This window comes from Pseudomonas alkylphenolica, from assembly GCF_000746525.1.
Lineage (GTDB): Bacteria > Pseudomonadota > Gammaproteobacteria > Pseudomonadales > Pseudomonadaceae > Aquipseudomonas > Aquipseudomonas alkylphenolica.
Genome location: NZ_CP009048.1, coordinates 4,556,024 through 4,575,059, shown reverse-complemented (window position 1 = coordinate 4,575,059; position 19,036 = coordinate 4,556,024). Strand labels below are relative to the sequence as shown.

Below are 19,036 nucleotides of genomic sequence, written 5' to 3'. Positions count from 1 at the left end.
TTGCGTTAGAGGATTAGGTCATGCGTTATATCAGTACCCGCGGCCAGGCACCGGCCCTGAATTTTGAAGACGTCCTGCTGGCCGGTCTGGCCAGCGATGGCGGCCTGTACGTGCCGGAAAACCTGCCGCGTTTCACCCAGGAAGAGATTGCTTCCTGGGCCGGCCTGCCATACCACGAGCTGGCCTTCCGGGTGATGCGCCCGTTCGTCACCGGCAGCATTGCCGATGCCGACTTCAAGAAGATTCTCGAAGAAACCTACGGCGAGTTCGCCCACGCCGCGGTCGCGCCGCTGCGTCAGCTAAACAGCAACGAATGGGTGCTGGAGCTGTTCCACGGCCCGACCCTGGCGTTCAAGGACTTTGCCCTGCAACTGCTGGGTCGTCTGCTGGACCATGTGCTGGTCAAGCGTGGCGAGCGTGTGGTGATCATCGGCGCCACCAGCGGTGACACCGGCTCAGCGGCGATCGAAGGCTGCCGTCGTTGCGACAACGTCGACATCTTCATCCTGCATCCGCACCAGCGTGTCTCGGAAGTGCAACGCCGGCAGATGACGACCATCTTCGGCGAAAACATCCATAACATCGCCATCGAAGGCAACTTCGACGACTGCCAGGAAATGGTCAAGGCCAGCTTTGCTGACCAGGGCTTCCTCAAGGGCACGCGCCTGGTAGCGGTCAACTCGATCAACTGGGCGCGGATCATGGCCCAGATCGTCTACTACTTCCACGCTGCCCTGCAGCTGGGTGGCCCGGCGCGTTCGGTAGCGTTCTCGGTTCCGACCGGCAACTTCGGCGACATCTTCGCCGGTTACCTGGCGCGCAACATGGGACTGCCGATCAGCCAGCTGATCGTCGCCACCAACCGCAACGACATCCTGCACCGCTTCATGAGCGGCAACCAGTACGTCAAGGAAACCCTGCACGCGACCCTGTCGCCGTCGATGGACATCATGGTCTCGTCCAACTTCGAGCGCCTGTTGTTCGACCTGCACGGTCGCAACGGCGCGGCAATTGCCGGGCTGATGGACAACTTCAAGCAGGGCGGTGGTTTCAGCGTCGAACAGGATCGCTGGACCGAAGCGCGCAAGCTCTTCGATTCGCTGGCGGTAGATGATGCGCAAACCTGCGAGACTATCGCCGAAGTCTTCGCCCAGACCGGCGAAGTGCTTGATCCGCACACCGCGATTGGCGTTAAAGCCGCCCGCGAGTGCCGCCGCAGCCTGGACACGCCGATGGTGGTGCTGGGCACCGCGCATCCGGTCAAATTCCCGGAAGCGGTGGAGAAGGCGGGTGTCGGCAAGGCGCTGGAGCTGCCGGCGCATCTGAGCGACCTGTTCGAACGCGAAGAGCGATGCATGGTTCTGGCCAATGATCTGAAGGCGGTGCAAGCCTTCGTCAGTCAGCATGGCAATCGCGGCAAGCCACTCTGAGCGGTCACCAGGCTCACAAAAAAGCCCGTCTTTGACGGGCTTTTCGTTTCTCAGCCGGCCAATGCCAGGCGCACCGATGGAGTACCGATGAGCAAACGACACCGCCGATCAGCGGGGTTCATGCTGGCTTGCCTGTTGTGGATTTTTGCCGGTAGCTGGGCGCAGGCCACACAGTTGCCCTTCACCCTGGTACCACCGTTCATCGAACTTGAGCCGATGCCGCTGAGTCAGGCGGAACAACAATGGCTCGGCCCTTCACGGGTGTTACGGGTGGGTATTTCCTTTGCCGATTATGAGCCAGTCGATATCACCATCGATCGCAACCGTTACCTGGGCATCAGCGCCGACTACCTGAGCCTGGTCACTCGCCGCCTGGGTGTCCGGACTCAGGTTCGGGCGTTCGCCAAACGCGAGGAAGCCATCGAGGCGCTGCATCAGGGCGAGATCGATGTGCTCACCAGTGCCAATGGATTCGAGCGTAGCGTGCCAGGCCTGGTGTTTACCGAGGATTACATTCCAGACCGTTCCATGGTGGTGGTGCGCGGCGGCGCGTCGGTCCCGCACGAATCACTGGCCGGGAAGAAGATTGTATTGCTCGACGGCTATGCCGATATCCAGGTGATGCAGCGGGTCTACCCCGAGAGCCAGGTAATCCTGGCGCCCAACCTCAGTAGTGCACTGGAAGCCCTCAACCAGGGTGAGGTCGATGCGTTCATCGGCAATGAAATCATCATCCGCGCCTACAATGCCTTGCGTCCTTATCTGGGATTGCAGGTTGTCGGTCCCAGCGCTTTGCCGCCAATAGGCTTTGCTTTTGCCGTGCGCGACCGGGACCGGCCATTACAGGAAATGCTCGACCGAGCCCTGGTCAGTCTTGACGATTCAGTGCGTCGTGAAATTCTACGCCGCTGGACTTCCGGGCTCGGTTCGGATGTGGATCATCATCGGGTTGCGCTGACCGCCCAGGAGCGTCAGTGGATTGCCCGCCATCCGACGGTGACCGTCGTCGGCAGCCAGTACCCCCCATACCTGTTTCTCAACCGCCAAGGTGACTGGGTCGGCCTCAACAGCGATGTGCTGGCAACGATTGCCCAGTTGACCGGACTGCAGTTCGTTTACACCCCCTCTACATCCATCGCCCAGAGTCTGGCGCTGCTCAAAAGTGCCCAGGCTGACATGAGTACTACCTTGAGCGACTCACCGGAGCGTCGGGAGTTCCTCTCCTTCACCCATTCCTTTGGTGGGCAGAGCTGGGTGTTCATTGTTCGCCAACCCCAGCTGGGCCTGGCCTCGCTGGATGAGCTGCGGGGGCAGACGCTGGCACTACCTGCCCAGCATGTGCTGGAGGCCAGCATTCGCCAGTCTCACCCCGACATCCACCTGTTGTTGGTGGACTCGCTGGAGCGCGCGCGCGAAATGGTGCGCAGCGGCGAGGCGCTGGCAACCATCGACAGTGAGGTCGGTGCCTACGGCGTGCTGAACAATGATCCAACCCTCAAAGTTGGACGGAGTGTCGAAAGCATGTGGGCGGCGGATCTGTTCTCCGTGCGACGCACTGCACCGGAGCTTGAGAGCATTCTGAACAAGGCTCTGGAAGCCTTCCCTGTCGCCGAGTTTCGTGCCCTGCGGATGAGATGGCTGGGCGCGCAATCACCACCGGCACCCGCCTGGCAACGAATTGCCCCTTGGGTCTACTGGGCGGTGGCCGGCGCGGTGCTGTTCGGCTTGGTCTCACTGGTCTGGAGCAGTCGCCTGCGGGCACAGATCCGCCAGCGTGAGAAGGCCGAGGAAGCCCTCAACGATCAGCTGGCCTTCAAGCGCGCATTGCTCGACGGCATCCCCAATCCGATCTATGTCCGTGATCTGGAAGGGCGCCTGATTACCTGCAACAAAAGCTACGAGCAGGCGTTTGCGTTGCGCCTGGAGGATGTCAAAGGGCAGCGCCTGACCGATATCGCCATGATTCCGCCTGAGCTGGCGACGCAGCTGCATGCTGACTATGTGAGCCTCTTGCAAGACCCGAAGCCGTTGTTCGTCGACCGTCGTATCGAATTCGAAGGGCAGTGCACGGATGCCTACCAGTGGACCGTGCCGTTCTACCGCGCCGATGGGCAACTGCAAGGGCTGCTCGGTGGCTGGATCGACATCACCGAACGCAAACGCCTGGAAGCTGATCTGGTGGAAGCGCGCGAGCAGGCGGAGCAGGCCAACCAGGCCAAAAGCACGTTTCTGGCGACGATGAGCCACGAAATTCGCACGCCCATCGCGGTGATTATCGGCTTGTTGGAGCTGGAGCGCGAAACCGCGCTGGCGCACGGCAAGGCGCCGTCGGCCGGGCTGGAGACAGCGCACCGCTCGGCCAGTGAGTTGATTGCCTTGATCGGTGACAGCCTGGACCTGGCCCGGATCGAGGCCGGTAGCCTGCAGTTGGCACCGCAGGCCACTGCACTGATGCCTTTTGTTGACGGTATTGTCAGCCAGTTCCGTAACCAGGCCCTGGCCCAAGGGCTGGACTTGCAATTGCAGGTAGCAGAAGACGCGCAAGGGGCCTATTGGTTTGATCCATTGCGACTGCGCCAGGTGCTGGTCAACTTGCTCGGCAACGCGCTCAAGTTCACTCATTTGGGGCAGGTCAGTGTTGCGGTCAGCCGAGCCGGGCTGGAATCGCCATCGGGTGTCGGCTTGCTGCTGTGTGTGCGCGACACGGGTATTGGCATCAGCGAACAACAGCAGGCGGAGCTGTTCACGCCGTTCACTCAGGCCAGTGCGCGGTCAGCTTCCGAATATGGCGGGTCTGGCCTGGGCCTGAGTATCTGTCGGCAACTGGTAGAGCTGATGGGCGGCACTATCAACCTGCAAAGTGTACCGGGCCACGGCACCGAGGTACGCGTGGCACTCACCCTGGAGCCGGTCACCCAGGCGCAAGATCAATCGGTGACCGTGGCCGCGCTGCGCCAGGTCAGCCCGGCACGACGTATTCTGGTGGTTGATGACCTGTCCGCCAGTCGTATGGTGCTCAGCCAGCAATTGACGTTTCTCGGGCATCAGGTGGTGGCGGTGGGCAGTGCTCAGGCGGCAATTAATGCCTGGCAAGCCGAGCGCTTCGATTTGCTGCTGACCGATTGCAACATGCCGGTGATGAGCGGCTATGCCCTGGCCCGCAGCATCCGCCGTTTTGAACGCATGCATCTGCGAGCGGAAATTGCCATCGTTGGATGTACCGCCAATGCGATGAAAGAAGAACGTGAGCGTTGTCTGGCGGCGGGGATGGACGAGTTGCTGGTCAAACCGGTTTCCCTTGACCGTCTGGCTGCCGTGATCGAGGCTCATGCACCACTGTTCAGCTTCAGGATGCAGGCATTGCAGCAGATGACCCAGGCCAATCCTCAGGTGATGCGGCGCATGCTGGAGGAACTGTACAAGAACCTCGGCGAGGAGCAGGTGTTGCTCAGTGAGGCGGTATCGAGGCAGGCGCTGGAGGCCGTCCGCGCCTCTTTGCACCGGCTTGAAGGCGTTGCCTGCCTGATTGATGCCTTGCCGTTGGCACAAGCGTGTGCGGCATTGTCCCGGGTATGCCGTGATCCGCTACCCAATGCGCTGGGGGCTGCCTGGGCTGCTCTGGAGCAGGTGATGTTGCACCTCAAGGCAGATATCGACAGGGAGTTGATAAAAATTCCGCAGGAACTTTAGGACTTGTCCGATAGGTTGCAGGGATACATTTGCCTAGAGTAGCGCCTGTGCTGTCGCACATGACTGCAACTGCGGGGTAATGCTCAATGCACTCACTCAAGGTTCTGATTCTCGAGGACCATCCCTTTCAACTGATGGCGTTGCATCAAATGCTCAACGCCAATGGCGTGTTTGATGTGCTGACCGCCGATTCTGTTGAGGCTGCCTGTCAGACCCTGTCGCGACGCGGCCGGGTCGATATCGCCATTTGCGACCTGCAGATGGACGGTGCGGACGGACTGGCATTGATTCGGCACCTGGCCGAGCATCAATTGGCGGCAGCGTTGGTGATCCTCAGCGGGGCCGAGTCCTGTGTGATCGACAGCGTGGGCGCGCTGGCCCGCAATTTGGGCCTAAACGTGCTGGGCTGTATCGAAAAGCCCGCCACCAGCCTGGTCCTGCATCAGTTGCTGCGCCGCTACCTGGAACAAGACCATGGTGAACTGCCGGTTGCCGGACCGCCGCAGTACCCGCAATTGCTCAGCCTGACGGCGGCAGAGCTGGCCGCCAGCCAGGAGCAGTGGGTGGCGCACTATCAACCCAAGGTCTGTTTTGACGGCAAGCTGGTGGGTGTTGAAGCACTGGTACGCTGGCAGCATCCCAGCCTGGGTATTCTGTCGCCTGCGCAGTTTTTTCCGCTCATCGAGGGCACCGAGCTGTTTGATGTGCTGAGTTGGCACGTCCTTGACCAGGCCCTGGCATTCAGCGCGCAGTTCCAGTCGCGCACAGGAAAAGCCTTGCCGGTCGCGGTGAACATCGCCCCGCATCTACTCCAGTGCGGATTCCACGCCATCCGGCCACCCAGTCCGCTCTCATCTGGCCAGGCATTCCAGGGCCATCTGGCCACCTGTTCCACGGCCATCCGGCCGGGCAGTCGGAGCGCAGCGACGCAGGGGTGGCATTGTTAGTCCGGGTTGGCTGGCGTCGTCAATTTCTGCGTCCGTTTGCGCATTGATTCACCCTTCAGATTGATCCGGTAAGCGTTGTGCACCAGGCGGTCGAGGATAGCGTCGGCCAGGGTCGGATCGCCGATCAGTTCGTGCCAGTTGTCCACCGGCATCTGGCTGGTAACGATGGTCGAGCGCTGGCCGTAGCGGTCGTCCAGTAGCTCCAGCATGTCGCGCCGCTGTTCGGCGGTGAACGGGGCCAAGCCCCAGTCATCGAGGATCAGCAGGTCGGTCTTGGCGTAGCTGCTCATCAGCTTGGCGAAGCGCCCGTCGCCATGGGCCAGACCCAGTTCTTCCAGCAAACGCGGCAAGCGCAGGTAACGCACGCTGTAGCCTTCTCGGCAGGCCTGGTGGGCCAGGGCGCAGGCCAGCCAGGTTTTACCGACACCGGTGGGGCCGCCGATGATCAGGTTGAGGCCGTCGCGTAGCCACTGGCCGCCGCTCAGTTGCAGGATCAGCGCCTTATCCAGCCCGCGCGGGCTGCGGTAGTCGATGTCTTCGAGGCAGGCGTTGTGCTTGAGCCGGGCCTGGCGCAGGCGGCTGCTCAGGCGCTTGTCGTCGCGTTCAGTCAGCTCGCGGTCGACCAGCAGGCCGAGGCGTTCCTCGAAGCTCAGGCTGTCGATGTCCGGGGTTTTCAGTTGTTCGTTCAGCGCCTTGAGCATGCCGTGCAGGCGCAGGGTTTGCAGCTTGTCCAGGGTCGGATGGGGCAGCATGGTGGGATTCCTTGTGTTCAGTGGTAGTAGCCGGGGCCGCGCAGGTTGGCGTGGTCGTCCGGCAGCAGGGGCAGGTGCTGCTGGGCCAGCGGCAGGTTCTCCAGCCCCTGGCGCAGGATCGATTCGAGGCTCTTGTAGCTGCACGTGCCGAGGCTGATGGCGCGACGGCAGGCCAACTCCAGGCGCACTTCGCCGTGGGTTTTGCCCAGGCGCAGGATGCCCAGGCAGGCCCGGTAGCCCTGCTGCGGATGGATGCGCCGTTCGAGGATGTGCCGGATCACGCCGGCGGTGTTCGGCCCGGTCTGCTCGGCCCAGCGGATCAGCCGTTGTGGCGTCCACTCGGCATGCTCGCGATGGCTCTTGGGCATGTGCTCGGCCTGCGTGCTGTGCCGGCCCTTGTGCATTGAGCGCAGGTGGCTGGCCACTCGCTGGTTGGCGTGGAAACACTCGACGGTGCGCGCCGTCAGGCGCACCTCCAGCTGCTTCTTCACCAGTTGATACGGCACCGAGTAGTAATGCCCATCGACCTCGACGTGGTAGTCGATGTGCACCCGCGCTTTCTTCCACTCGGCGTAGACGTAGGGTTGCTCCGGCAGGGGGCGCAGCGCCGGACGATCCAGGCTGTCGAAGGCCGTCTGGCGCGAGCCCGGCAGCTTCTTGAACGGGCGTTGGTTGAGCCGCTCCAGCAACACGGAGATGGCGCTGTTGAGTTCGTCCAAGGAGAAGAACTGACGGTTGCGCAGGGCCGCGAGGATCCAACGCTCGACCACCTGCACGCCGACTTCGGCCTTGGCCTTGTCGCGCGGTTTGCGTGCCCGCGCCGGCACCACCGCCACTCCGTAGTGCTCGGCAAGGTCGCGGTAGCTGGGGTTGATGTCCGGCTCGTAACGATGGGCCTTGCTCACCGCGCTGCGCAGGTTGTCCGGCACCACGATCTCCGGCACGCCGCCGAGGAAGGCGAAGCAACGGGTATGCGAGCCTAGCCAGTCCGGCAGCTGCTGCGACCAGGTGGCTTCGGCGAAGGTGTAGCTGGACGCGCCGAGCACCGCGACGAACACCTGCGCCTGGCGGATCTCGCCGCTGTGGCGGTCGATAACCGGCACCGTCTGGCCGGCATAGTCGACGAACAGCTTCTCGCCGACGCGGTGCTCCTGACGCATCACCACGTCCAGCTTGCCCTGCCAGGCCCGGTAGTGCTCACAGAACCAGCTGTACTGAAAGCCCTGCGGCTGGCTCAGGCGGTACTCCTGCCAGAGCAGCGCCAGGGTCACCCCGGGGCGGCGCAGTTCGGCATGCACCCATGCCCAATCGGGTAAAGGCCGCTTCTCGCTGGCAACCGCCGGGGCCGGCGGGAACAGTTGCTGCTCCAACTCGGCATCGGACAACGAACAGGGCCAACTGAGACCACTGGCGGCAAAACGATTGAGGTAGTCGCCGACGGTGACACGACCGACCTGCACGCTGACCGCAATCTGGCGAGCTGATAGTCCGACCTCGAACTTGAGACGTAGTACTTCGCGAATCTTACGCATGGATAAACGCTCCACGACGACCTCTCTGCTTCGAAAAAGAGGTCGATGGTAGTGAAGAAATCCTGCGTAGCTGCCTGCCCGGTTGAGTGGCCGGATGGCCGTGGAATCAGTGGCCGGATGCGCGTGGAATGGGTGGCCGGATCAGCGTGGAATCGGTGGTCAGATGCTCATGGAATGGGTGGCCAGATGACCGTGGAATCCGCATACTCCAGCGCGATGACTTCCACGATCAGGTCAAGGCGGCACTGGAGCGCCACACCGTAGCGGCCAGTGCCTTGACCCTGGAAATTGTCGAAACCGCCGGCAATACCCTCACCAACCAGCAACTCGAAGGCCTGCTGCACTTGCGCATTCTCGGTTGCCAGTTGTCCATCGACGATTTTGGAATGGGGGTTTCCAACGTGCAGCGCTTGCTGGAGCTGCCGTTCAGCGAGTTGAAACTGCCCAGCGAGTTTGTCCGCGGCATGGCCCATGATGGCCGCAAGGCCGCGGTGGTGGCGGGAGCCCTGATGATGGCGCGACGCATGAGCCTGAACGTGGTGGTCGAAGGGGTGGAGACGGCTGACGATCTGCTGGCAATCAAGGATCTCGGGCATCCGGTCATGCAGGGTTATTTCATCGCCCGGCCAATGCCGGGGGCTGAGCTGATCGACTGGATCGACGCGCGCAACAGTGCTGGCTGCAAGCAACGGGCCTATGCCTGAGCATTCAATCAGGACAGGCCGTGTTCCTGCAGGTAGAGAAAGAGCGCGGCATCGTTGGCCACTCCCAGTTTGCGCATGGCACTGATTTTCTGGGTGCTGACCGTCTGTTTGCTGCGGTTGAGCAACGTTGCGATCTGGCTCACCGTGTGGCCGACGGCGAGCAGGCGGGTAACCTCAAGTTCCTTGGGTGAGAGGGGGTCCTGTACGCCAATCTGGTCTTCACGTACCGCGCCATCTTGCAGCAACAGGTGCTCAACCGAGGCTGCCAGGTAGGTTTTGCCTTGTGACAGGCAACTGATTGCCTGGGGTAGCTCATCAGCCAGGCTGCCCTTGCTTAGCAAGCCGCTTATACCCAGGGCGAGCATTGCCCGGAACAGTCCGGCGTTGTTGAGCATGGTCACGACCAGGATCGGCAGGTGCGGGAAGTGCCGGCGAATCTGCTCCAGCAGCTTCAGGCCATCGTTCTGCTGCCCGACCGGCATCATGAAATCAGTCACCAGCACATCGCACTCCAGCCCTTGCAGATGGGCCAGCAGTTCATTCGGGCTACCGGCTTGGGCAACCACCGTCACTCCCGGTATCTGGTCAAGGACGGCCTGCAAGCCGATACGAAAGATCGGGTGATCGTCAGCCAGGACGATACGCAATGGCGGCAAAGGGGAAGTACTCAAAACAGGCTCCGGTTGTCCAGCGTCAGGGGTTCTAGTCGCCTGTTCAAGGTGGGTCAAGGAAAAACTGTCGACTGTCCTGTAGATAGAGTTCGCGCGATTGCGGATCCAGCCACTGCGCATACAGTTGTGGCAGGGTATCGCGGCGCAAGGATTTGAGCAGCTGGTCGATATGGCCGATGGCCTCGCGTCCCAGTGGCGTGTCGGCACAGCCGACGTGGATGAACTGGTAGCGTGCCACGCCCTGGATCGGATAGAACCTGTAGTCGTCTGTTGTCCATCCTTGCTGCTGGATCAGGTATCGGGCCTCCGGCCAGTAGCCAAGCAGCAGCTGCAAACGCTGGCGCTTTTGCATCTGCAACAGGTTGCTGACCGCATCATTGCCATAGTGACGGCTGAGCGTTTCGTCCGACAGGGTCTTGAGCAAGGCGTCGACCGGCGGGCTGTAGCTGCGTTCGGCAACTACGCCCAGTTTGAGCGAGGTGCCGGTGAGCAATGTGCGCAGGTCGATTTCCTGGTTTTTCAGGTAAGGCGACAGTAACGCCTGGTCTTGTTGGCGTACCACCAGGCCGCTACTGAGAATGCCCAGACTCGGTTGTGAAAAGTGCACATAGCGGGCGCGTTCGGGGGTCCAGAGCAGGGTGGGATCGCAAGTGAGGCGGCCTTCTTGCAGCATCTGATTGCCACGCGCGCGATTGACCCGCATGACGCTGTGGTCGTATTCAGGCATTTTCTCGATCAGCATGGGCAACAACTGATCCACGACCCCCTGACCTTTGCCGGTGCCTTCGAAGACGGTCAACGGCGGCAAGTCGCGCAGCACCCAAAGCAATCGCTCCTTGGCCCAGGCAACCCCGGGCATGCTCGCACCCAACAGGGTACACAACATCAAGGTCAGCAGCGTGCGGCAACGCGGACGCTTGCGATCGGTCATGTACGAGTCTCCACCGTCGGGCCGGTAACAGGGTTAGAGGCGATGCTTTACACCGCGCCCTGCGCGCGCAGGCGGGCAATGTCCGGTGCGTCGTAACCCAGCTCACCCAGCAATTGCTCGGTATGCGCACCCAGTTCTGGTCCGACCCATTCGCTGGAGCCTGGCGTTTCCGACAGCTTGGGCACGATCCCGGGCATCTTGAACGGCTTGCCGTCGGGGAGTTTGGCTTGCAGGAACATCTCGCGGGCCAGAAACTGCGGGTCGCTGAACATGTCTTCGGCACTGAAGATGCGGCTCGCCGGGACCTGGGCAACGTTGAGCACCTGCATCAGTGTATCCAGCGGCACACTGCGGGCCCAGCGGTCGATGACCGCGTACAGCTCGTCGCGGCGCAGATCGCGGCCATCGTTGCTGGCCAGCGCTGGATCATCGGCCAGGTCCTGGCGACCGATGGCCTGCATGAAGCGTTTGAAGATCGCATCGCCGTTAGCGCCGATCTGTACATGCTTGCCATCGGCGCTGGTGTGAATCGAGGAAGGGGTGATGCCGGGCATGATGTTGCCGGTACGTTCACGAATGAAGCCGAACACGTCGAACTCGGGCACCATGCTCTCCATCATTGCGAAAATTGCCTCGTACAAGGCGACATCCACCACTTGGCCCGCACCGCCATTGACTTCGCGATGACGCAAAGCCATCAAGGCGCCGATCACACCCCAGAGCGCGGCAATGGAATCGCCGATGGAAATGCCGGTGCGTACCGGTGGACGATCCTCGAAGCCGGTGATGTAACGCAGCCCGCCCATCGATTCACCGACTGCGCCAAAGCCCGGCTGATCCTTCATCGGCCCGGTCTGGCCGAAGCCGGACAAGCGCACCATGACCAGCTTCGGGTTGAGGCTGTGCAAGGTGTCCCAGCCCAGGCCGAGTTTTTCCAGCACACCGGGACGGAAGTTCTCGATAAGAATGTCGGCGTCGGCCAGCAGCTTTTTCAGGATCTCGATGCCTTCGGCATGCTTGAGGTTGAGGGTCAGCGACTGTTTGTTGCGGGCCTGGACGAACCACCACAGCGACGTGCCCTCGTACAGCTTGCGCCATTTGCGCAGCGGGTCGCCGCCATCGGGCGACTCGACCTTGATCACCTGGGCACCGAATTCGGCGCAGATGCGCGAGGCAAACGGGCCGGCGATCAAGGTGCCGAGTTCGATGACTTTGAGGCCGGCGAGGGGTTTGCTGGGCGTAGGCATGAGGCATCCGTAGCAGCTGGGCAGAGCCCCCGTTTTTATCATAGCTGGGCGCGCCCAGATACTGCCGCGGCGCAAGGAACATGCGGATCGGTTAGACTGGGCGACTTTCCTTGCCGCAAGAAGCCCGTCCATGGCCCAGCCTTCCACCACCTACAAGTTTGAACTGAACCTCACCGATCTCGACCGCGGCGTGTACGAAAGCGTCAAGCAGACCATCGCCCGTCACCCTTCGGAAACCGAGGAGCGCATGGCCGTAAGGCTGCTGGCCTACGCCCTGTGGTACAACGAGCAACTGAGCTTTGGTCGGGGTCTGTCGGATGTGGACGAAGCTGCCCTATGGGAAAAAAGCCTGGACGACCGCATCCTGCACTGGATTGAAGTCGGTCAACCGGACGCCGAACGCCTGACCTGGTGCTCGCGCCGCACCGAGCGCACCAGCCTGCTGGCCTATGGCAGCCTGCGCGTATGGGAGAACAAGGTTGTCCCGGCGGTCAAGAACCTCAAGAACCTGAACATCGCTGCCGTACCGCAGGAAGTGCTTGAAACCCTGGCCACCGACATGCCGCGTGCGATCAAGTGGGACGTGATGATCAGTGAAGGCACGATCTTCGTCACTGATGACCGCGGTCAGCATGAAGTGCAGCTACAGTGGCTGCTCGGCGAGCGCGGCTGACATCTGACCTGGATTTCGCGGGGCAAGCCCGCTCCCACCGTGGACACCCCTGTGGGAGCGGGCTTGCCCCGCGATGCGCTGTTCTCCACTTACCCCTAGAGAAACCCTGACCGCCCCATGCGTATCGAACCACGCCCCCTGCCGGACACCTTGCCGTTCCTTGGCGACCTGCCACCGTTGCTGACCCGCTTGTACGCCGCCCGTGGTGTGCACAGTGCGGCGGAACTGGACAAAAGCCTGGCACGCCTGCTGCCTTACCAGCAGCTCAAAGGTATCGACGCGGCGGTAGACCTGCTGGTCGAGGCCCTGGCCCAGCGCCAGCGCATCCTGATCGTTGGCGACTTCGATGCCGATGGCGCGACCGCCAGCACTGTAGGGGTATTGGGTCTGCGTCTGTTGGGGGCGGCGCATGTCGATTATCTGGTGCCCAATCGTTTCGAATATGGTTACGGCCTGACCCCGGAAATCGTTCAGGTTGCCTTGGAACGCCAGCCGCAACTGTTGATTACCGTGGACAACGGCATTTCCAGCGTAGAAGGTGTGGCCGCAGCCAAAGCTGCCGGGCTTAAGGTGCTGGTCACCGATCACCACCTGCCAGGTCATGAACTGCCGGCAGCCGATGCCATCGTCAATCCCAACCAGCCCGGCTGCGAGTTTCCGAGCAAGGCGCTGGCCGGGGTCGGGGTGATTTTCTACGTGCTGATGGCCTTGCGCGCACGCTTGCGCAGCCTCGGGCACTACGACAACGCACCGCAACCGAATATCGGCGAACTGCTCGATCTGGTCGCCCTGGGCAGTGTTGCTGACGTCGTGCCCCTGGACGCCAACAACCGCATCCTCGTACATCAAGGCCTTGAGCGGATCAGGGCAGGGCGGGCCCGGCCCGGGCTCAAGGCCATCCTTGAGGTGGCGCGGCGCGATCATGCACGCACCACCTCCACCGACCTCGGCTTCATCCTCGGCCCGCGCCTGAACGCCGCCGGTCGTCTGGACGACATGAGCCTGGGCATCGAATGCCTGCTCAGTGACGACCCCAACCTGGCACGGGAGATGGCCGGGCAACTGGATGAGCTGAACCAGGACCGCAAGTCGATCGAGCAGGGTATGCAGCGTGAAGCCCTGGCCCAGCTCAAGGATCTGCCCCTGGAGTCGATGCCGTTCGGCCTATGCCTGTTCGAGCCGGACTGGCACCAGGGGGTGATCGGTATCCTTGCCTCACGCCTTAAGGAGCGTTACCACCGGCCTACCATCGCCTTTGCTGATGCGGGCGAAGGCATGCTCAAGGGCTCGGCCCGTTCGGTGCCGGGCTTTCACATTCGCGACGCCCTGGATGCCGTGGCGGCACAGCATCCGCAACTGATCAGCAAGTTCGGTGGCCATGCCATGGCTGCCGGCCTGTCCTTGCCTGTCGACAACTTCCCGGCGTTTGCCCAGGCTTTTGATGAAGAAGTGCGTAGGCAGTTGCGCGAAGACGACTTGACCGGTCGCCTGCTCTCCGATGGCAGTTTGGCGGTCGAAGAGTTTCACCTGGAACTGGCGCGTGCCCTGCGTCACGCCGGGCCGTGGGGCCAGCACTTCCCCGAGCCGCTGTTTCACGGGGTGTTCCAGTTGGTCGAACAACGGGTGGTGGGCGAGCGGCACCTGAAAGTGGTGCTCAAGAGCGAATGCGGCTCGGTCAAGCTCGATGGCATCGCCTTTGGCGTCGATCGTGAGGTCTGGCCCAACCCGACGGTGCGTTGGGTCGAGCTGGCGTACAAGCTCGACGTCAACGAGTTCCGCGGTCAGGAAAGTGTGCAGTTGATGATCGCGCATATCGAGCCGCGCTGAACTCAAGGGGCAAAGTGGTCTAGGCTCAGAATGATTGGTCGAAGAACCTGCGGGGAAGATTCTGTGGTCGGCCGGTCAACCATCTGGAGCCTTACCACTTGATTTGAGAGGTGCCCCATGAGTCTGCTGCTTGCACCCTATACCCTGCGCCACCTGACCCTGCCCAACCGTATTGCCGTTTCTCCCATGTGCCAATACTCCAGTGTCGATGGCCTGGCCAATGACTGGCACCTGGTCCACCTGGGCAGCCGCGCGGTGGGCGGTGCCGGGCTAATCTTCACCGAGGCTACGGCGGTTACTGCCGACGGACGCATCACCGCCCAGGATCTCGGGCTGTGGGATGACGCGCAGATCCCGCCACTGCAGCGTATTACCCGTTTCATCATTGCCCAGGGTGCCGTTCCCGGCATTCAACTGGCGCATGCCGGACGCAAGGCCAGTACCTATCGGCCCTGGCTGGGCAAGCAGGGCAGCGTCAAGCCCGCAGACGGCGGCTGGGTACCGATCGGTCCGTCAAAAATCGCCTTCGATCCGCAGCACACCGCGCCTGTCGAGATGAGCAAAGCGCAGATCGATGAAGTGATCCAGGCCTTCGTCGACGCCGCGCAGCGTGCATTGACAGCAGGTTTCAAGGTGGTTGAAGTGCATGCGGCGCATGGCTATCTGCTGCATCAGTTTCTGTCGCCGTTGAGCAACCAGCGACGTGATGAATACGGCAGCAATTTCGAAAATCGCATTCGCCTGACCTTGCAGGTGACTGAGGCGGTGCGGGAAGTCTGGCCGGAGGAGTTGCCGGTGTTCGTGCGGCTATCGGCTACCGACTGGGTTGAAGATGGCTGGAACCCGGATGAAACGGTGGAGTTGGCCAAGCGCTTGCGTAAATTGGGTGTGGACCTGATCGATGTGTCCTCCGGCGGCACGTCGGTGAACGCCGAGATTCCTACCGGGCCTGGGTACCAGACACAGTTTGCCGCCAAGGTGCGCGAAGAGTCGGGGATTGCCACCGGGACGGTCGGGATGATTACTGACCCGATGCAGGCTGAAACCATCTTGCGTACCGCGCAGGCCGATATCATCTTCCTGGCGCGCGAACTGTTGCGTGATCCCTATTGGCCGCTGCACGCCGATGATGACCTGGGCGGCAACAAGGCAACCTGGCCGGCTCAGTACCAGCGAGCGACCAGTCGTGAACAGCCGATTCATGAGTCGGATTTACGTGATTGATACGGCCCCTCTGTAGGAGCGGATTCATCCGCGATGGGGCGCGCAGCGGCCCCGTAGATGGGCCTGCTGCGCAGGCCATCGCGGATGAATCCGCTCCTACAACTGAATCAGGTCAGCTCTCCAACAGCCCGCCATGCCTCATCAATCGCCGCATGCGCATACGCACTCCAGGCCGCATCGGAGTTGGCAATGCTGACTTTGCCCACAGGTTTGCGTGCCAGTTCCATCCACTGTTCGGTCTGATCAGGATCGTCGTACAGGGTGTTGGTAAAGCAGGCATAACCATGCGGCCAACGATTGACGGTGATCGCCAGGATGTCCTGGTTGTGGTCGAAACCGCCAGGCCCGAGCATGCGCTGCAGCTGTTCACGCAACTGGCTTTCCAGCGTTTCAAATGGCGTGCCATATAGCCGCCCGCGTCCGGCGCGCGCCTGGTCACGGCTGTTCATGCCGCTATCAGGGCTGGTCGGTACGTAGACCATGTGCAGGCCGATAGGCTGTGCCGGGTCGCGTGGATGTTCGTAGCCACCCATGCTTACCGGGTAGTCCAGTTTGATCCGGCTATAGGGTTGCGTGGCGGCGTAGATTTCATGCACGCCAAGCTTCTGGAAAGCCTGCCAGTTGCGCACGATGACCTTGGTGTACACCAGCGGAAACTTCACATTCTGGCTCAGGGCAAGCGCCTGCTCGGCCGACAGGTCGCGCAGCAGGTACGGGATCATCATGTTGTAGCAAGCCAGAACGCAGTGCTTGCCGCGGACCTGAGCCAATTGTCCGCCGCGGCTGTAGCCGATGTTCACCGCGCCCTTGTGGTTGCGCACGCTGACTGCAGTGCTGTTCAAGCGCAGGCGCACCGGCTGCCCGCCGCGGTCGAGCTGGCTGTAGTCGAAGTCGGCCAGGACGATGTCTTCCATGTCCTTGCCCTGTGCCACCGGCGGAATCAGGCTGCGCACCAGCAGGCGTGCCAGCGAGGCGTTGCCATCGGGAAAGTGATAGATGTAGGGCTCTTCCATTTCCGCCTGGGCTTCTTCGCTGATCGGCTCCAGATTCATCGTGCTAAAACCGGGAAAACCGACGTAGTAGGCATCCGCAGCGGCCACAGTATCGATGCTCAGGGCCATGAAGTCGTTGGTGCGGCCCTGGAAGTACTTCACCGCGGTGGGCGACAGGCCGACGTCCTTGAGCAGGAAGTCGCGGTAGCTGGTGCGTTCCAGGTAGGCGGTCTTGTCTTCCAGTGACTTGCCTGCCAGGTAATCCCTGGGGGCTTCGTGCAGGTCGATCAAGGCCTTGCGGTCGCTTTCGGGCAGGGGGAAATCGTTGATGAAGTCGCGGATCGAGCGGGCATTGAGCTGCCCGGGGGCAATGTCGTCGGCGACCATGGGGGTCGGGTCGCCGGTCACCAGTTTGTCTTCGCCGAAGGTTTCTTTATCGAAGAACACGCCGCGCGACAGGCCCAGGCCTGGGTAGAAACTGCGATCGAAGGCCGTTTCAAACCGCTTGATATCCACCCCGAGCTTTTTCAGCAGGCCGTTGACCTCGGCGCTGTACAGGTGCTTGGGGGACTGGAAGGCTTCGCTACCGCCGTAGCCGATAATCATCCGCCCACCAGCACTGAACTCGTTGCGCTTGGCGTGACCGCCAAAGTCGTCGTGGTTTTCGAGGATGAGGATTTTCGCCTCCGGGTGCTTTTCCCGATAGAAAAACGCCGCCGCCAGCCCGCTGATGCCACCACCGACCACCACCAGGTCGTATTCCTCTTTGATCGGCAAGGCGTCGGTGGCGAAGCTCTTTTTCTCCCAGCCCATCTGGTGTACGACTTCAAAGGCGCCGACATGGCTGCCACGCAGGCCGGTCAACGCTGGCGGGTAGTAGCGCCCGCTTTCGGCCGCTTGCAGCAGTTGCAGGCGGGTCAGCCCCGCTGCGATGCCGATAGCGACGCCATTGATGAAGTCGCGACGGGTTATTTCCATGGGTTTCCTTACCTTAGTGTTTGAACATCACATGCCGGATGCAGGTGTAGTCTTCCAGCCCGTACACGGACATATCCTTGCCATAGCCAGAGAGTTTCTGGCCGCCGTGGGGCATTTCGCTGACCAGCATAAAGTGCGTGTTTACCCAGGTACAGCCGTACTGCAGGCGCGCCGAGACGCGGTGGGCGCGGCCGACATCAGCGGTCCAGAGCGAGGAGGCCAGACCGTAGTCCGAGTCATTGGCCCAGGCCAGGGCTTGAGCCTCGTCGTCGAAACGGGTCACTGAAACCACCGGCCCGAACACTTCGCGGCGGACGATTTCGTCATCCTGTTGCGCATCGGCCAGCACCGTGGGCTCAAAGAAGAAGCCGTCACCGGCCACCGCCTTGCCACCGGTGATCAGGCGAATATGCGGCTGGGCGATGGCCCGTTCGACCATCGCCGCCACCCGGTCACGGTGCTGGGCGGTAATCAGTGGGCCCAGTTCGGTGGTCGGGTCGTTCTGCAGGCCGTGCTTGATACTGGCCACAGCCTTGCCGAGTTTCTCCACGAACTGCTCGTAGATGCCGCTCTGGGCATAGATGCGGCAGGCGGCGGTGCAGTCCTGGCCTGCGTTGTAGAAGCCGAAGGTGCGGATGCCTTCGACGGCGGCATCGATATCGGCATCGTCGAAAATGATCACCGGAGCCTTGCCGCCCAACTCCATGTGCATGCGCTTCACGCTGTCGGCGGTGCTGGCGATGATATTGGCGCCGGTGGCGATGGAACCGGTCAGTGACACCATGCGCACTTTCGGGTGGGTGACCAGCGGCGTGCCGACACTCGGTCCACGGCCAAAGAGGATATTCAGCACGCCGGCGGGAAACAGCTCGGCGGCCAGTTGCGCCAGGCGCAGGGCGGTGAGGGGTGTCTGTTCCGAAGGTTTGAGCACCACGGTGTTGCCAGCGGCCAGGGCCGGGGCGATCTTCCAGGCGACCATCATCAACGGGTAGTTCCACGGGGCGATGGAGGCGACTACACCAAGCGGGTCGCGGCGGATCATCGAGGTATGCCCCGGCAGGTATTCGCCGGCGGCCGAGCCGCCCGGGCAACGGCTGGCACCGGCGAAGAAGCGAAACACATCGGCAATTGCCGGGATCTCGTCGTTGAGCGCCGCCGCATAGGGTTTGCCACAGTTGTCCGACTCCAGCCGGGCCAGTTCCTTGCCATGCGCTTCGATGCTGTCCGCCAGTTTCAGCAACAGCAGCGAACGTTCCTTGGGTGTGGTCTGCGACCAGCTTTCGAAGGCACGGTCGGCGGCACGCACGGCGGCATCGACCTGGGACTCACTGGCTTCGTTGATCTCCACCAGCACGCTGCCCAGCGCCGGGTTGAGTACCGCCAGCGCGTTACCTTCGCCAGCAACCAGTTGGCCATTGATCAGCAGTCGGGTTTGCAT

14 protein-coding genes are annotated in these 19,036 nt (G+C 62.0%); 7 read left to right on the top strand and 7 right to left on the bottom strand.

Annotated features, from left to right (window positions below; genetic code table 11):
* Positions 1-20: 20 nt before the first annotated feature.
* The 3 genes from thrC to PSAKL28_RS20945 all read left to right on the top strand — a co-directional run bounded on the left by thrC (position 21) and on the right by PSAKL28_RS20945 (position 6,067).
* A complete protein-coding gene (gene thrC, locus PSAKL28_RS20955; RefSeq protein WP_038614147.1) occupies positions 21-1,430 on the top strand; it encodes a threonine synthase in 1,410 nt (469 codons plus the stop codon).
* Positions 1,431-1,517: 87 nt separating this feature from the next.
* Positions 1,518-5,120, top strand: coding sequence for an ATP-binding protein (locus PSAKL28_RS20950; protein WP_051939506.1), 3,603 nt, complete (start codon positions 1,518-1,520; stop codon positions 5,118-5,120).
* Between the two features lie 86 nt (positions 5,121-5,206).
* The gene (locus tag PSAKL28_RS20945; protein WP_051939504.1) at positions 5,207-6,067 is read left to right on the top strand and encodes an EAL domain-containing protein; all 861 of its coding nucleotides are present in this window, start codon (positions 5,207-5,209) and stop codon (positions 6,065-6,067) included.
* Here the strand turns inward: PSAKL28_RS20945 and istB are convergent.
* Positions 6,064-6,819 carry an IS21-like element ISPpu7 family helper ATPase IstB gene (gene istB / locus PSAKL28_RS20940; RefSeq protein WP_003290589.1) on the bottom strand — a complete coding sequence of 252 codons (756 nt, stop codon included), beginning with the start codon at positions 6,817-6,819 and terminating at the stop codon, positions 6,064-6,066. The two genes, PSAKL28_RS20945 and istB, sit on opposite strands and share 4 nt — an antisense overlap.
* A 17-nt stretch (positions 6,820-6,836) precedes the next feature.
* The gene (gene istA / locus PSAKL28_RS20935; RefSeq protein WP_019364253.1) at positions 6,837-8,351 is read right to left on the bottom strand and encodes an IS21-like element IS1491 family transposase; all 1,515 of its coding nucleotides are present in this window, start codon (positions 8,349-8,351) and stop codon (positions 6,837-6,839) included.
* A gap of 128 nt (positions 8,352-8,479) precedes the next feature.
* On the opposite strand from istA, the gene PSAKL28_RS20930 reads away from it, so the two are divergent.
* A complete protein-coding gene (locus PSAKL28_RS20930) occupies positions 8,480-9,055 on the top strand; it encodes an EAL domain-containing protein (protein ID WP_084589132.1) in 576 nt (191 codons plus the stop codon).
* Between the two features lie 8 nt (positions 9,056-9,063).
* Here the strand turns inward: PSAKL28_RS20930 and PSAKL28_RS20925 are convergent, their stop codons facing one another.
* From PSAKL28_RS20925 to PSAKL28_RS20915, 3 genes are read right to left on the bottom strand one after another with little or no spacing between them, the layout of a single operon-like run.
* A complete protein-coding gene (locus PSAKL28_RS20925; protein WP_257011822.1) occupies positions 9,064-9,726 on the bottom strand; it encodes a response regulator in 663 nt (220 codons plus the stop codon).
* A 43-nt stretch (positions 9,727-9,769) separates the two neighbouring features.
* Positions 9,770-10,657 carry a TIGR02285 family protein gene (locus PSAKL28_RS20920; protein ID WP_038614140.1) on the bottom strand — a complete coding sequence of 296 codons (888 nt, stop codon included), beginning with the start codon at positions 10,655-10,657 and terminating at the stop codon, positions 9,770-9,772.
* 47 nt (positions 10,658-10,704) lie between these two features.
* Positions 10,705-11,904 carry a CaiB/BaiF CoA transferase family protein gene (locus tag PSAKL28_RS20915; RefSeq protein WP_038614137.1) on the bottom strand — a complete coding sequence of 400 codons (1,200 nt, stop codon included), beginning with the start codon at positions 11,902-11,904 and terminating at the stop codon, positions 10,705-10,707.
* Between the two features lie 130 nt (positions 11,905-12,034).
* Between PSAKL28_RS20915 and PSAKL28_RS20910 the strand changes: the two genes are divergently transcribed.
* The 3 genes from PSAKL28_RS20910 (at position 12,035) to PSAKL28_RS20900 (ending at position 15,628) form a co-directional block, all read left to right on the top strand.
* Positions 12,035-12,577, top strand: a complete 543-nt coding sequence (locus tag PSAKL28_RS20910; protein WP_038614134.1) for a YaeQ family protein — start codon at positions 12,035-12,037, stop codon at positions 12,575-12,577.
* 117 nt (positions 12,578-12,694) lie between these two features.
* Positions 12,695-14,404 carry a single-stranded-DNA-specific exonuclease RecJ gene (gene recJ, locus PSAKL28_RS20905; RefSeq protein WP_038614132.1) on the top strand — a complete coding sequence of 570 codons (1,710 nt, stop codon included), beginning with the start codon at positions 12,695-12,697 and terminating at the stop codon, positions 14,402-14,404.
* Between the two features lie 117 nt (positions 14,405-14,521).
* Positions 14,522-15,628, top strand: coding sequence for an NADH:flavin oxidoreductase/NADH oxidase (locus PSAKL28_RS20900; RefSeq protein ID WP_038614130.1), 1,107 nt, complete (start codon positions 14,522-14,524; stop codon positions 15,626-15,628).
* A gap of 107 nt (positions 15,629-15,735) precedes the next feature.
* Here the strand turns inward: PSAKL28_RS20900 and PSAKL28_RS20895 are convergent, their stop codons facing one another.
* Positions 15,736-17,598: an NAD(P)-binding protein gene (locus PSAKL28_RS20895; protein WP_038614128.1), complete on the bottom strand. Its 1,863-nt coding sequence runs from the start codon at positions 17,596-17,598 to the stop codon at positions 15,736-15,738.
* A gap of 13 nt (positions 17,599-17,611) precedes the next feature.
* Entirely contained in the window at positions 17,612-19,036 is a 1,425-nt protein-coding gene (locus tag PSAKL28_RS20890; protein ID WP_038614125.1) for a gamma-aminobutyraldehyde dehydrogenase, read from the bottom strand.